Raw genomic sequence first — 13,254 nt, 5'->3', positions numbered from 1 at the left:
TTCTTCTCTAGGATCTCGAAAAGGCCGGCTTCTGCTTGGCCTTGAAGGCGTCGACACCGGCTTTGAGGTCGCCGGTCAGCGCAATGAAGCCGCTGGCCAGCGCCTCGGTCGCGGCGGCGTTTTCCTCGCCTTCGGCAACGCCGATCATCAGCTTGGCGGCCTCGGTCGCCAGCGGGCCGCGTTCGGCAATTTTTTCGGCCCACACCTTGGCTTCGTCAAAAGCCTTGCCGGTTTCGACCAGCCGGTCGACGATGCCGTGCGCGAATGCGTCTTTTGCCGGGAAAACCTCGCCGCCAATCGCCATGCGTCGCACGATTTGCGCGCCGAAGCGGCGCACGGCGCGCTGCGTGCCGGACCATCCAGGCACGACGCCGATCGAGGTTTCCGGGAAGCCGAGCTTCACCTGGGTTTCGGCGACGCGGAAATCACAGGCTGCGGCCAGTTCCAGTCCGCCGCCCAAAGCATGACCAGACAGCACGGCGATGGTTGGTTGTCTGAGCCGGGCCAGTCGGTCGAAGACGCGATGGCCGTAGCGCACCCATTGCATCTGGAAATCGGCGGCGCTCATCGCACCCCAGGCCTCGACGTCACCGCCGGCGCAAAAGCCCTTGCCTTCGCCGCGGAGAAGCACGACGCGGACGCCCTCGGCCAGCTCCGCCTCGTCGAGCGCTGTCTCCAGCACGCGCAGCATCGGGATGTCGAGCGCATTGAATTTCTCCGGCCGGCGCAATGTGACGACGCCGATGGCGCCGTCCTGCTCGAAAGTGACGAGACGCTCAGCCATGCGTGCCTCCGAGCGAGGCGCCGCCGTTGAGCGACAGGCCGATCGGCCTGTCCTGGTAAAGCGACGCATGCGTGATCTTGAGGTCGTTGGCGACGCCAAGCGGGATCTCTGCCTGCGCCAGCACGTCACGTTCGAGGTCGATGCCGCGCGCGAGCTCCGTCACCATCAGCCCGTCCGGTGTCAGCTTCATCACACAGCGCTCGGTGACATAGGTGATGTCCTGTCCCTGGGCGACAGCGCGTTTTCCCGAGAAGGAGATGTGCTCCACCTCCTCGACCACCTTCTTCACCTTGCCTTCCTGGTCGATGCGGATGGCGCCGTTCGCCAGCGAAAGCTTGGCGCCGGCATTGAAGAAGCCGGAGAAGACGATCTTCTTCGCCCGCGACGTGATGTCGACGAAGCCGCCCGCGCCGGCCGTCACATGCGGCCGCGCCGAAAGCTTCGACACGTTGACCGAGCCATGGCGGTCGATCTGCAGGAAGGAGAGCAGCGAGGCGTCGAAGCCGCCGGCCTGGAAGTAGATGAACTGGTGTGGCGAGGGCATGATCGCCTCGGCGTTCGAGGCGCAGCCGAACTTGAAGTCGAGCAGCGGCACGCCGCCGACCGCGCCCTGCTCGATCACCCAGGTGACCTTGCCGTGCTGGCCTTCCTCGAGAAGGATGCGCGGCACGTTGGCGGAGATGCCGAAGCCGATGTTGACGGCCATGCCGTCGCGCAATTCCATGGCGACGCGGCGCGCGATGACCTTCTGGACGTTCATCTCCGGCGTGCGGAAGCTCGACAGCGGCCGGAAGATCTCGCCCGAGATCGCCGGGTCGTAAGGTGTCTGCGTCGTCTGCAACTGGTCGGGCGCCACCACGATATGGTCGACCAGGACGCCCGGAACGCGCACATCATGCGGCTTCAGCGTGCCCTTCTCGACGACGCGCTTTACCTGCGCGATGACAATGCCGCCATTGTTGCGGGCCGCCAGCGCCTGCTCCAGGCCGCCGAGATAGGCGCCTTCGTGCTCATAGGTCAGGTTGCCGCGCTCGTCGGCCGTGGTGGCGCGGATGATCGAGATGTTCGGCACGATGGCGCGGAAATAGAGCCATTCCTCGCCGTCGAACTGCTGTACCGAAACGATCGGCTCACTGGCCGCCGCGTTCATGGCACAGCCCTGGTGGCGCGGGTCGGCGAAGGTGTCGAGGCCGACCTTGGTCAGCACGCCCGGCCGCTTGGCGGCGGCCTCGCGATGCATGTCGAACAGGATGCCCGAAGGCACGTTGTAGGCGGCGACGGAATTGTCGCCGATCATCTTCCAGATCCGTGGCGGCTCGGCGGAGGAGGGGCCGGACGGGTAGGAGCCGCAGAGCGTGCGCTTCAACAGTCCCGGCTTGGCGAGATGGTCGATGCCCTTGATGCCGTACATGTCGCCGGCGGCGATCGGATGCAGCGTGGTGATCGCCTTCGGATGGCCTTGGGTGTCGAAACGCTCGCCAATCGCGGCAAGCACGGCGTCCGGGCAGCCGAGGCCGCTCGACGACGACACCGAGACGACCATGCCGTCCTTGATCAGGCTGGCGGCATGCGCCGCGGAAACGACCTTGCTCAATTTCCGCTCCCGAGTTTCGGATCGATTGAAACAGTCTTGCCGGTCTTCGCCGACTGCAAAGCCGCCTCGGCAGAGGCCAGCGACCAGATGCCGTCCTCGCCGGTGGCGGAGGGCTGGCCCTCGCCACGGATCGCGGCGTGGAACCGGCGCACCGAGCGGGTGTAAAGGTCCTCGCGATCGAAATTCAGCTCTTCCTCGCCCTTCGCGCTGCGCAGCAGCACCGAGCCGACTGGCTTCTGCGTCATCACATCGGTGGCGACCAGCGATCCTTCCGATCCGTGCACCTCGAAGCCGGTGCCGGCGAACTTGGTCGTGAAGCCCTCATGCGACTGTGCAATGACGCCGGACTTGAAGCGCCAGATGCACATGGCGCCGTCCTCCAGCCCGCCGCCGGCCATGCCGGCCGACTGCGTGAAGGCCGATATCTCGACCGGATCGTCGCCGAGCACGAAGCGCAGCGTGTCGGCATCGTGCACGGTGATATCGAGCACCACGCCGCCGCCGGCGTCCGGCCTGGTGATGCGCCAGCCCTGAAGGTTCTCCGGCAGGAAAACCGAGTGGAAGACGCGCGCCGCGACCGGCTTGCCGATGCGGCCGGCGGCAATCGCCTCGCGCATGGCACGGTGGGCGCCGGCATTGCGCAAATGATGATTGGTGCCGAAGACGATGCCAGCAGCTTTCGCCGCGGCGACCATCTTCCTTGCATCGGCGCTGGTCAGCGCCAGCGGCTTTTCGCACAGCACATGCTTGCCCGCCTTGATCGCGGCAAGCCCCTGTTCGAGGTGCAATTCATTGGTGGTCGAGATGTAGACGGCGTCGATATCCGTGCCGAGCAGCGCATCGAGGGTCGAGACGGCGGCCGGAATGCCGTTCTCGTGGGCATAGGCCTTTGCGCGCTCGGCGTTCGAGCTCATGACGGCAGCGACCTCGCCATCGGCCTGCGCGCGGATGGCATCGATCATGAACTGTCTGGCGATCGTGCTGGCGCCGATCAGTCCCCATCGCACGCTCATGCCGCGTCTCCCACTTGGCTGTTGCGGTCCGGTCCGCAGCTTTCCCGCACGACCAGGCTGACGGCGCCGGTATGGTCCTCGGCGCGCGTGGTGCGAGACTGGATCATCTTCAGCATGACATGGGCCGCGCGCTCGCCGAGGCCCGCTGTGTCGACGGCAACGCTGGTCAGCGCCGGACTATAGTGCTCGGCCTCGGTGACGTCGTCGAAGCCGACGACGGCAAAGTCCACTCCCGCTTCCAGATTGCGCCGGCGCAGCGCCAGCATGACGCCGAAGGCAACCGCGTCGTTGAAGCAGAGTGCGGCCGTCGGCGGTTCGGCCGCGGCAAGCGCCGTCTCCAGGCAAGCCATGCCGCCCTTGCGGCTGGTCTCGCCCTCGACGATCAGCCGATCGGAGGCCGGGATGCCAAGCGTCTTGCAGGCTTCGAGGAAACCGCCCAGGCGCTCGTGATAGACGACGAGGTCGGATGAGCCGCCGAAGAAGGCCAGGCGGCGATGGCCCCTGTGGATCAGATGCTCGGTGGCAAGCACCGCGCCGCGATGATTGTCCGGCGCGATCACCGGGATGCGGCTGTCGGGCAGGCGGCGCATGGCAAAGACGATCGGCACGCCGGCCGTCTCGATGCGGCGGAAGGCGCCCGGCGTGGTGCCGCGCGCCGGCGAGACGATGAGGCCAGCCACGCCCTGCTCCATCAGCGACTTCAGCACCTCTTCCTGGCGCACCGGGTTCTCGGCCGTGTTGGCGATGAAGGGCACGATGCCTGCCGCCTGGAAGACGCGTTCCATGCCGACGGCAAGCTCGGCGAAGAACGGGTTGGTGAGATCGTTGATCACCATGCCGATGACGTTGGAATGGGCCTTGCGCAGATTGGCGGCGCCGCGGTTGTAGACATAGCCGACATCCTCGATCGCCTTGCGCACCTTGACCGCGGTTTCAGGCCGGATCAGCCCGCTGCCCTGTAGCACGAGCGATACCGTCGATTTGGACACGCCGGCCTCGCGGGCGATGTCCAGGATCGTCGCCTTGGCCCGGCTGGCCATCCTCGTCATGTCCTCCAATTTTCGAGCAACTTTATTGGAACGTTCTAATCATTGATCCAAATCAGAGTCAATCGTGATTCCGGCCGGGATTCGAAAAATTGATTGAAGCGGTTCAAAACTCCAATGAATGCAAGGGTTACTCGATGGAGACGATATGCTCGGTCGGCCTGAGCGCCTTGGATCATAAAGCTTCTTGATTTATTGGAACGTTCCATTTATAGCGACCGCAACGGGAGAGGTTCCATGGACATCATCTTGCCTGCGGCAAACGGCGACCGGGTCAGCTACCGGCTCGTCGGCAAACCAGTCGAAGCGATCAAGGGCGCGCGTTTTTCGCGCGTCGCCTATGCCGCCGCCCATGTCGTTGCCGACCCCATCGCCATGACCAATCCGTGGTCGCGGCCGGCGGTCGACTGGGACAGGACGATGGCGTTCCGCCACCATCTGTGGCGGCTCGGCTTCCGCATCGCCGAGGCCATGGACACGTCCCAGCGCGGCATGGGTTTCGACTGGGCGAGCGCGAAGGAACTGATCCGGCGTTCGATCGCGGAGGCTAAAACGGTGCCGGGCGCCGACCTCGCATCGGGAGCTGGGACCGATCACCTGGCGCCGGCTGCGGCCAAGACGCTCGACGACGTCATCCGCGCCTATGAAGAACAATTCGCCTTCATCGAAGGCGAGGGTGGCAAGGCGATCATGATGGCGAGCCGCGCGCTGGCGGCGGTGGCAAAAGGTCCCGACGATTATGCCCGCGTCTATGACCGGATGCTCTCCCAGGCATCGGGCAAGGTCATCCTGCACTGGCTGGGCGACATGTTCGATCCGGCGCTCAAGGGCTACTGGGGCAGCAACGATTTCGGCGCGGCGCTGGACACGGTCGTGGCCATCATCGAGCGGCACGCCGACAAGGTCGAAGGCATCAAGATATCGCTGCTCGATGCGGAGAAGGAGGTGCTGCTGCGCGACCGACTGCCCGACGGGGTGATGATGTTCACCGGCGACGACTTCAACTACCCCGAGCTGATCGTCGGCGACGGCAGGAAACACTCGCACGCGCTGCTCGGCATCTTCGACGCCATCGCCCCCGTGGCGAACGCCGCACTGGCGAAACTGGCGGAAGGCAACAGGGCCGGCTACGACGTGCTGATGGCGCCGACAGTGCCGCTGTCGCGCAAGATCTTCGAGGCGCCGACGGAATACTACAAGGCGGGCATCGTGTTCATGGCCTGGCTGAACGGACATCAGAACCACTTCACCATGGTGGGCGGCATGCAGTCGGCGCGCGGCATATGCCATTACGCGGATGTCTTCCGCCTCTCCGACCAGGCCGGTCTGCTGGCCGACCCCGAGCTGGCCGTCGCCAGGATGAAGACCCTGCTGGCGATGGCCGGCATCTGAGGTCATCCCCCGCGCGGGGGATTTGCGTTCCGCCGGTAAATCGTATTCGCTTGCCGAAAACGGGCGCGGACGAATACGGCAATGGCGGAGGCTGCCGGATGGATCAGACCTTCGATCTCAAGGGAAAGCGCATTTTCGTCGCCGGCCATCGCGGCATGGTCGGCTCGGCGCTGGTGCGCCGCCTGGCGGGCGAGGATTGCGAGATCGTGACGGTGGCGCGAAGCGAGCTCGACCTTCTCGACCAGGCCGGCGTGCGCCGCTGGATGGAGGACCGGCGGCCGGACGCGGTGATCATGGCGGCCGCCAAGGTCGGCGGCATCCTGGCCAACAACAGCTTCCCGGTGGATTTCCTTTACGAAAACCTCGTCGTGCAGACCAACGTCATCGAGGCTGCCTTCCGCAGCGGGGTGCGGAAGCTCCTGTTCCTGGGCTCGTCCTGCATCTACCCAAAGCTCGCGCCGCAGCCGATCCCGGAAGACGCGCTGCTCACCGGCCCGCTCGAACCCACCAACGAATGGTACGCCGTCGCCAAGATAGCCGGCTTGAAACTTTGCCAGGCCTACCGGCGGCAATATGGCGTCAACTACATCTCGGCCATGCCGACCAATCTCTACGGTCCGGGCGACAATTTCGACCTCGACAGCAGCCATGTCGTGCCGGCGCTGATGCGCAAGGCGCATGAGGCGAAGCTCACCGGTCAAAAGACCCTGCAGGTGTGGGGATCGGGCCGTCCGATGCGGGAGTTCCTGCATGTCGACGACGCGGCCGATGCCTTTGTCTGGCTTTTGAAGAATTATTCCGGCGATGGCCATGTCAATGTCGGGAGCGGCGAGGACGTCACCATCGCCGAGCTTGCCGGCGCCGTCGTATCGGTCGTCGGCGCCGGCGCCACGATCGTGTTCGATCCGACGAAGCCGGACGGCACGCCGCGCAAGCTGATGGATGTGTCGCGCCTGTTCGCGACCGGCTGGCGGCCGAAATACGCGCTGCGCGACGGACTGAAGCAGACCTATGCCTGGTTCCTCGAACATGTCGAGAAGGGCGACATCCGTCTTGGCTCGGCATGATCCCCGATCGAAGCTCATAGCGGCGACAAGGGACGACGGTCTGGGCGGCCGCCTTCTGGCCATGGTCAATGCGAAGTCGCTTGCCGACACGCTTGGCTATCGCTTCGGCTTGCTTCTCCGCGGAGCCTCGGCTTTGGTTCTCATCTTGCAAAATGATCGGTCCGAAAAGGACGCGATCCGTCAACGCGACTGTGACTACAGGTGAGCATATGGAAGTTTCCGGCTTGAAGGGGCGGGTGGCGGTCATCACCGCGGCCGGTCAAAACATCGGCAAGGCCGCCGCCCTGGCGTTCGCTCGAGCCGGGGCGCACATCGTCATAACTGGCGGCAGCGACGCGGCCAAGATCGAGGCCGTCGCGGACGAGGCTCGATCCCTCGGTGTCGAGGCGCTGGCATCTATCTGCGACGGCACCGACGAGATCGCCATGAACGCTCTGGTCGAGAGGGCAGCCGCGGAGCTCGGCGGCGTCGACATCGCGGTATCCTGCGTGGGGATAAGACCGCATCAGCGCATCGACGAGATTACCGTTCAGGACTGGCAGAAAGTGATCGACACCAACCTTGGGTCGGCATTCATCCTAACCCAGGCGGTGCTGCCGCACATGCGCCGAAAAAAGTTCGGGCGCCTGCTTTACATGGCCGGCACGGACGCTCTTTTCCCGCTGGCAAACAGGGCGCATGTCGTTGCCGCCAAGCACGGCATGCACGGGCTGGCGAAGGCCGTGGCGCTGGAATGCGGGCCGGACGGCGTGACCGCCAACAGCATTGCCCCCGGATGGCTGGACACCGACAGGAACGCAGCGTGGTACCCCGACCTCGCGGAAACCTACGAGCATGTTAAGGCGACCGTGCCGCTAAGGGCGCTGGGGACAGCCGAGGACGTCGCCAATGCCTGCCTCTATCTCGCATCGGATATGGGCAAGTTCGTCACCGGCCATTTGTTGCACATCAACGGCGGCGAGTTCATGGTGTAGGCCTGCAATCATCAGGGAGCGCTTCAGCGTGAAGGGATACTGGCTCATCGTCGGAACCGAAATCTCGGACCAGGAGGCGCAGGCCGAATATGGCCGGCTCTGGAAGCCGATCGGCGAAAAATACCAGGCACGCACCAACACGACGAAGCAACCGCCTCTGCTCGTCGAGGCGCGCGATGCCAAGCGCATGGTCCTGGTGGAATTTCCGTCGCTGGAGATCGCCAAGGCCTGCTATGCCGACCCGGCCTATGAGGAAGCCATGCGCTTCGCGCTCAAGGCGTCGAATCGCGTGCTGGTGATGTTCGAAGGGGATCTCGGGTAGCAGCTTTAAACGGTGCTGCCCGGGGGCGGTGCCAAACCAAGTGGCTGAGTTATTGAAAGGATGGTGGGCGTGACAAGGATTGAACTTGTGACCCCTGCAATGTCAATGCAGTGCTCTCCCGCTGAGCTACACGCCCATCCGACGCCGCGCATACACCACTTTTGATCCGGCGCGTCAATAGCGGGAATGTGGAAAGACGGCTTCCGTTTGTCGCATCGGCGAAGTGCTTGCCGACGCAGGCCTCGATGCACCCTAAGGACGGCTCAGGCCGCCTGCAGCATCTTCTCGACCTCGTTGACGAGATCGCGCAGGTGGAAGGGCTTCGACAGCACCTTGGCGTCCTTGGGTGCCTTGGAATCAGGATTGAGGGCGACCGCGGCAAAGCCGGTGATGAACATCACCTTGAGGTCCGGGTCGATCTCGGTGGCGCGGCGGGCGAGCTCTATGCCGTCCATTTCCGGCATGACAATGTCGGTCAAAAGCAGCGAGAACGGCTCCTCGCGCAGCCGCTCATAGGCGCTGGCGCCATTGTCGAAATCGCTTACCTGGTAGCCGGCGCGTTCCAGCGCCTTGACGAGGAAGCGGCGCATATCGTCATCGTCTTCCGCCAGCAGAATGCGTGCCATCATGTCCCGTCCGAATCACCCGCCCCAAGCCTGCCGCCGGGCAAGGCCGTTAACCATCCTGTATATGAGATGGAGCCGGTAAACATCAAGTGAATGAAGGGCATGCGACATGCGGTTTAGGGCGCGGTTTCGCCGCCTGAAATGCTGGACATGCCAGGCGCAAGGTGGCAGTTTTACGTCATGACGCAGTGCTTCATCCTGGTTCGTACAAATTGAAGACGGCAGCCGAGGATTTTTCGGTCGTTCCACCCTTCGAAATCCGATCGGGCGCCGAACAGCGCGTCCCTTTCCTGTTCAACTCACCGCATAGCGGCCGCCACTATCCGGACCGGTTCCTGGCCATGGCGCGGCTCGACCGCAATGCCATCCGCCGGTCGGAGGACTGCTATGTCGAGGAGCTTTTCGGCGGCGCAGTGCCGCTCGGCGCACCGCTGCTGACGGCGAACTTTCCGCGCGCTTATCTCGACGTCAACCGCGAGCCGTGGGAGCTCGACCCGCGCATGTTCGCGGAGCCGGTGCCGTCCTTCTGCAACATCCGCTCGGCGCGCGTCGCCGGCGGGCTCGGCACGGTGCCGAAGCTGGTCGGCGAGGGGCTCGATATCTATCCGGGGCGGCTGCCGCTGGCCGAGGCAGTGGGACGCATCGAAGCGGTGTACAAGCCCTATCACGAGACGCTGAAGCGGCTCCTGACCAGGACGCATGCCAGGTTCGGCTATGCCGTGCTGATCGACTGCCACTCGATGCCGGCCAGCATACGCGTCGGCGACAATGGCGTGCGGCCCGACTTCATCATCGGCGACCGGTTCGGCATCTCGGCCTCGCCGGCGCTGACCGAAATGGCGATCAGCCTGCTTGTCGGCATGGGCTACACGGTCGCGCACAACAAGCCCTATGCCGGCGGCTTCATCACCGAGCATTACGGCAGACCGGCACGGCATCTGCATGCGCTCCAGATCGAGGTCAATCGCGGGCTTTACATGGACGAGCGGACGTTCCAGAAATCGGCCGGCTTCGACACCTTGGCCCGCGACCTGACCCGTTTCTCGGCCGACCTGATGTCGATGCCCGACCATCATTTCGTCGATTTGCCGCTGGCGGCGGAATGACGGCGCGGTCGGCGCGCCGAGTTCTTTGTAAACGCAATTCCGGACGGAAAACCGCCTCACACTTTTCCTGGAATTGCTCGAAAAAAAGACCGCATCGTTTTCACGACACGGTCGAAGTCTAGGGAGGAAACGCCCAAGGAGGGCATGGACAGGAAAACCTGTCCGATGGCAAAATTATTGTGCGCCGCACAAATGTCAATCGACAGTTGGCTTTTTTAATTCAATATGATGTGGAAATTCCGCTTCGGCGGCTCAAATGTGACATTCAGGCAACAGAAAACGGGCGTCTGACCGGTCTTCAGCGCGCCTGTTTGGCGAGAAAGAGTGGCCGTCAAAGGCCGCGATGGGGAGAGCGACTTGGATATCAGCATCGATTTCATGCGGCGCATCGCACATGCCGCCGCCGCCGAAACCTTGCCGCGCTTCCGCAGCCAGGGGGCGGTCGCCAACAAGGAGGCGGGGAGCTTCGATCCGGTAACGGAGGCCGATCGCGAGGCCGAGCGCGCGATCCGGGCACTGATTTCCGCCGAATATCCCCAGCACGGCATTCTCGGCGAGGAGCATGGCAGCCAGAACCTCGCCAGCCGGCATGTCTGGGTGATCGATCCGATCGACGGCACCCGCGCCTTCATCTCCGGCGTCCCGGTGTGGGGAACGCTGGTCGGGCTGACCGTCGACGGCGATGCGGTCGCCGGCATGATGTCGCAACCTTTCACCGGCGAGTTGTTCTATGCCAACGCGTCCGGTTCGCACTACGAAGGACCGGGCGGCCCGCGCAGGCTCGCCACCCGCAAGACGACCGACCTTGCGCAAGCGACGCTGTTCACGACCACGCCGGCCCTGTTCAAGGGCGATGCGCGCAAGCGCTACGACCAGTTCGAGACAAAGGTGCAACTCGCCCGCTACGGCACCGACTGCTACGCCTTCGCCATGCTGGCGGCGGGCAGCATCGACATCGTCGCCGATCCGGGCCTGAAGCCCTACGACATCGTTGCGCTGATCCCGATCATCGAGAAGGCCGGCGGCGTCATCACCACTTTCGAAGGCGGACCGGCGGAGAAGGGCGGCGACATAGTGGCGGCGGCGACGCCCGAGCTTCACGCTGCGGCGATGGCGGCGCTGCGCGGCTGATGCGCTCAGCGGCGTGGGCTGGCCGCCGCAGGATTTCGACCGCGATCAGGGACCGTCGCCGGTGCCTGGAATGAAGGCGTCGAAAGCGGCCAGGAGCTGCTCGCGATAGATGTCCTTCTCCTGCAGGATTTCGTGCTCGGCGCCGTCGATCATCAACAGCGAGCCGACGCGCAGTTTCCTGGCATAGGCCTCCACCGCCCTGGTCGAGACCACCCGGTCGGCGCCGGCGGCGACGATCAGCATCGGCACCTTGACCCTTGCCATGAAATCCGGATGGCTAACGGCTTCCGCAGCCGCGGCGGCGGCCTTGAGCCAGCGGATCGTCGGGCCGCCGAGCGCGAGATGCGGCCAGGCCTCGTAGATGCCGACATTGCGCCGATAGCGCGCGGGATCCGAGGTCACCTTGTTCAGCTCGAAAGGCGGCGGCACTTTCGGCCGCGGGCCGAGCGCGGCATAGAGCCAGCCAAGACCCAGCGCGCAGAAGATCGCGCAGATGCGGCGCACCGTGCTTATCGAAACAGGCAGGTCGGGCACGGCGAGGAAGGGCGTCAGCAGCACCATGCGGCGCACGCGGTTGACCATCGACGGCGAGGCAAGCAGCGCAATCACCGCGCCCGTGGAGTGGGCGAGGATGTAATAGGGGCCGCGGCAGTCAGGCAGCACGATCTCCTCGAAGAACTGCTCGAGGTCGCGCGTATAGTCGCGGAAGCTGCGGACATAGCCGCGCTGGCGGTTGCGCAGCAGGCGGCTGGAATCGCCCTGGCCGCGCCAGTCGAGCACAGCGACGCCGAAGCCGCGGTCGGCGAGATCGCGAATGGTCTCGAAATATTTCTCGATGCATTCGTTGCGGCCGGTCAGCAGAACCACCGTGCCCTGCAGCGGACGGGCGACAGCGGCAAAGACGCCGTAGCGGATCTTCTTGCCGTCACGCGTGGTGAAGAAGCCGCCCGCGGCATTCTGCGGCGCGGGATTGTCCTCGGTCAGATGGAAAAGATACGTCATTCGGCGCGTCGTTGGTTGACCTTTGCCCGGACGGGCGAGGCGTCGGCCATGGTGATAGACGGCCAGGCGGCAAAAGCAAAGGCGTTGCGAGGATTTACGCGGCCGCCTTGAAATGGGAAGGCCGGAAGTGCCTGCGGCGCACTTCCGGCCTCTGTCGATCCGGGAGGAAGGGACGTTGCACCCGGTTCGGCCTCGTCGCGGCACGGGAAAGGAGGCGCCGCTTGTCTCTTTGTCGTGACGCAATTCCTGGCGGAAACCGCTTCGCGTTTTTCCCGGAACTGCTCGACCTTGGCTGAAGCTTAGCGACGCGTGGCTGAACGGATGCCGAAGCCTGGGTTCATCCGCCGTTCATCAACATGGCGGTTTTGCGCCGGTCAAAAGCCTTGAAATGGCTTTTTGCGCTTCCCAAATGAAGGTTGCGGCCGCTGATGTCGGGGCCGCTGGCCTATCCGGAACGCCTTTCGAGGGTTTCGCACCGGGTCATACGCAAACCATGTTGCTCAAAGGAGAACACCTCATGCGTCACGTTGATTTTTCCCCGCTCTATCGCTCGACCGTCGGCTTCGACCGGCTCTTCACCATGCTCGATTCGCTCGGCCAGCCCGAGACCGCGCAGACCTATCCGCCCTATAACATCGAGCGCACCGGCGAGAACGCCTACCGCATCTCGATGGCCGTTGCCGGCTTCTCGGAAGACGAGATTTCGATCGAAGCCCACCGCAACGTGCTCACCGTCAAGGGCGAGCGCAAGGAAGAGGGCGATGGCGAGGGTTCCGAGCTGCTCTATCGCGGCATCGCCTCGCGCGCTTTCGAGCGCCGCTTCCAGCTCGCCGACCATGTCGAGGTCGAAGGCGCGACGCTGAAGAACGGCCTGCTCTTCGTCGACCTCAAGCGCAACATTCCCGAGGAGCTGAAGCCGCGCAAGATCGCGATCACCCAGTCTTCGGACAAGGCCAAGCAGATCGAGGCCAAAGCCGCCGCGTAATCGGCCGGCTCCACCCTGGACGACGTCTCCCTCCCGAGACGGAAGCGGCGCCGAGAGGCGCCGCCAGACCGCTGACAAACCCCGTCGATTTTCGGCGGGGTTTTGTTTTGTGGATAGATTGCGCTCGGCAAATAGATGTCAGGAGGCTGCCGCGGCGGATTGGCCTCATGCGAGGCTTGGTTTGGGTTTTGGCCAGAGGCTGATTGCGATCT

13 protein-coding genes and 1 tRNA gene are annotated in these 13,254 nt (G+C 64.3%); 7 read left to right on the top strand and 7 right to left on the bottom strand.

Annotation, left to right across the window (positions count from 1 at the left end; all coding sequences use genetic code 11):
- Window positions 1–7: 7 nt before the first annotated feature.
- Genes AC0YKC_RS14560 through AC0YKC_RS14545 form a run of 4 tightly spaced genes read right to left on the bottom strand, consistent with a single transcriptional unit; the run spans window position 8 to window position 4,431 of the window.
- The gene (locus AC0YKC_RS14560; protein ID WP_488511540.1) at window positions 8–784 is read right to left on the bottom strand and encodes an enoyl-CoA hydratase/isomerase family protein; all 777 of its coding nucleotides are present in this window, start codon (window positions 782–784) and stop codon (window positions 8–10) included.
- Window positions 777–2,378 carry an acyl CoA:acetate/3-ketoacid CoA transferase gene (locus AC0YKC_RS14555; protein ID WP_488511538.1) on the bottom strand — a complete coding sequence of 534 codons (1,602 nt, stop codon included), beginning with the start codon at window positions 2,376–2,378 and terminating at the stop codon, window positions 777–779. The genes AC0YKC_RS14560 and AC0YKC_RS14555 overlap by 8 nt, the downstream gene beginning before the upstream one ends.
- A complete protein-coding gene (locus AC0YKC_RS14550; protein ID WP_488511537.1) occupies window positions 2,375–3,391 on the bottom strand; it encodes a Gfo/Idh/MocA family protein in 1,017 nt (338 codons plus the stop codon). The genes AC0YKC_RS14555 and AC0YKC_RS14550 overlap by 4 nt, the downstream gene beginning before the upstream one ends.
- Window positions 3,388–4,431, bottom strand: a complete 1,044-nt coding sequence (locus AC0YKC_RS14545; RefSeq protein WP_488511753.1) for a LacI family DNA-binding transcriptional regulator — start codon at window positions 4,429–4,431, stop codon at window positions 3,388–3,390. Before AC0YKC_RS14545 ends, AC0YKC_RS14550 begins: the two co-directional genes overlap by 4 nt.
- 243 nt (window positions 4,432–4,674) lie before the next feature.
- On the opposite strand from AC0YKC_RS14545, the gene AC0YKC_RS14540 reads away from it, so the two are divergent.
- The 4 genes from AC0YKC_RS14540 to AC0YKC_RS14525 all read left to right on the top strand — a co-directional run bounded on the left by AC0YKC_RS14540 (window position 4,675) and on the right by AC0YKC_RS14525 (window position 8,192).
- Window positions 4,675–5,829, top strand: a complete 1,155-nt coding sequence (locus AC0YKC_RS14540; protein WP_488511536.1) for a dihydrodipicolinate synthase family protein — start codon at window positions 4,675–4,677, stop codon at window positions 5,827–5,829.
- A gap of 98 nt (window positions 5,830–5,927) precedes the next feature.
- Window positions 5,928–6,896, top strand: a complete 969-nt coding sequence (gene fcl, locus AC0YKC_RS14535) for a GDP-L-fucose synthase (protein WP_488511535.1) — start codon at window positions 5,928–5,930, stop codon at window positions 6,894–6,896.
- 209 nt (window positions 6,897–7,105) lie between these two features.
- Window positions 7,106–7,870 (top strand): SDR family NAD(P)-dependent oxidoreductase, encoded by a 765-nt coding sequence (locus AC0YKC_RS14530; RefSeq protein ID WP_488511534.1) that lies wholly within the window; start codon window positions 7,106–7,108, stop codon window positions 7,868–7,870.
- A gap of 28 nt (window positions 7,871–7,898) precedes the next feature.
- Window positions 7,899–8,192, top strand: coding sequence for a DUF1330 domain-containing protein (locus AC0YKC_RS14525; protein WP_278206875.1), 294 nt, complete (start codon window positions 7,899–7,901; stop codon window positions 8,190–8,192).
- 61 nt (window positions 8,193–8,253) lie between these two features.
- Here AC0YKC_RS14525 and AC0YKC_RS14520 read toward each other — a convergent pair.
- Both AC0YKC_RS14520 and cpdR read right to left on the bottom strand, forming a co-directional pair.
- Window positions 8,254–8,328 (bottom strand) — tRNA-Val (locus AC0YKC_RS14520).
- 127 nt (window positions 8,329–8,455) lie between these two features.
- Window positions 8,456–8,818, bottom strand: coding sequence for a cell cycle two-component system response regulator CpdR (gene cpdR, locus AC0YKC_RS14515; RefSeq protein WP_006199474.1), 363 nt, complete (start codon window positions 8,816–8,818; stop codon window positions 8,456–8,458).
- Window positions 8,819–8,982: 164 nt separating this feature from the next.
- Between cpdR and AC0YKC_RS14510 the strand changes: the two genes are divergently transcribed.
- A complete protein-coding gene (locus AC0YKC_RS14510) occupies window positions 8,983–9,924 on the top strand; it encodes an N-formylglutamate amidohydrolase (RefSeq protein WP_320293103.1) in 942 nt (313 codons plus the stop codon).
- 357 nt (window positions 9,925–10,281) lie between these two features.
- Entirely contained in the window at window positions 10,282–11,055 is a 774-nt protein-coding gene (hisN, locus tag AC0YKC_RS14505; protein ID WP_488511533.1) for a histidinol-phosphatase, read from the top strand.
- A 45-nt stretch (window positions 11,056–11,100) separates the two neighbouring features.
- Here the strand turns inward: hisN and AC0YKC_RS14500 are convergent, their stop codons facing one another.
- The gene (locus tag AC0YKC_RS14500) at window positions 11,101–12,057 is read right to left on the bottom strand and encodes an alpha/beta fold hydrolase (RefSeq protein ID WP_488511532.1); all 957 of its coding nucleotides are present in this window, start codon (window positions 12,055–12,057) and stop codon (window positions 11,101–11,103) included.
- Window positions 12,058–12,574: 517 nt separating this feature from the next.
- On the opposite strand from AC0YKC_RS14500, the gene AC0YKC_RS14495 reads away from it, so the two are divergent.
- Window positions 12,575–13,042: an Hsp20 family protein gene (locus AC0YKC_RS14495; RefSeq protein WP_320293106.1), complete on the top strand. Its 468-nt coding sequence runs from the start codon at window positions 12,575–12,577 to the stop codon at window positions 13,040–13,042.
- Window positions 13,043–13,254 lie beyond the last annotated feature (212 nt).

The sequence above is a fragment of the Mesorhizobium sp. CNPSo 4661 genome (genome assembly GCF_057784215.1).
The sequence above is the reverse complement of the archived record's forward strand: the minus strand, read 5'-3'. Positions and strand labels throughout refer to the sequence as shown.

Excerpts from the sequence above, each read along its gene's own strand:
- AC0YKC_RS14560 (WP_488511540.1), bottom strand. The coding sequence starts at position 784 with ATGGCTGAGCGTCTCGTCACTTTCGAGCAGGACGGCGCCATCGGCGTC.
- AC0YKC_RS14550 (WP_488511537.1), bottom strand. The coding sequence starts at position 3,391 with ATGAGCGTGCGATGGGGACTGATCGGCGCCAGCACGATCGCCAGACAG.
- AC0YKC_RS14545 (WP_488511753.1), bottom strand. The coding sequence starts at position 4,431 with ATGGCCAGCCGGGCCAAGGCGACGATCCTGGACATCGCCCGCGAGGCC.
- AC0YKC_RS14540 (WP_488511536.1), top strand. The coding sequence starts at position 4,675 with ATGGACATCATCTTGCCTGCGGCAAACGGCGACCGGGTCAGCTACCGG.
- fcl (WP_488511535.1), top strand. The coding sequence starts at position 5,928 with ATGGATCAGACCTTCGATCTCAAGGGAAAGCGCATTTTCGTCGCCGGC.
- AC0YKC_RS14530 (WP_488511534.1), top strand. The coding sequence starts at position 7,106 with ATGGAAGTTTCCGGCTTGAAGGGGCGGGTGGCGGTCATCACCGCGGCC.
- cpdR (WP_006199474.1), bottom strand. The coding sequence starts at position 8,818 with ATGGCACGCATTCTGCTGGCGGAAGACGATGACGATATGCGCCGCTTC.
- AC0YKC_RS14500 (WP_488511532.1), bottom strand. The coding sequence starts at position 12,057 with ATGACGTATCTTTTCCATCTGACCGAGGACAATCCCGCGCCGCAGAAT.
- AC0YKC_RS14495 (WP_320293106.1), top strand. The coding sequence starts at position 12,575 with ATGCGTCACGTTGATTTTTCCCCGCTCTATCGCTCGACCGTCGGCTTC.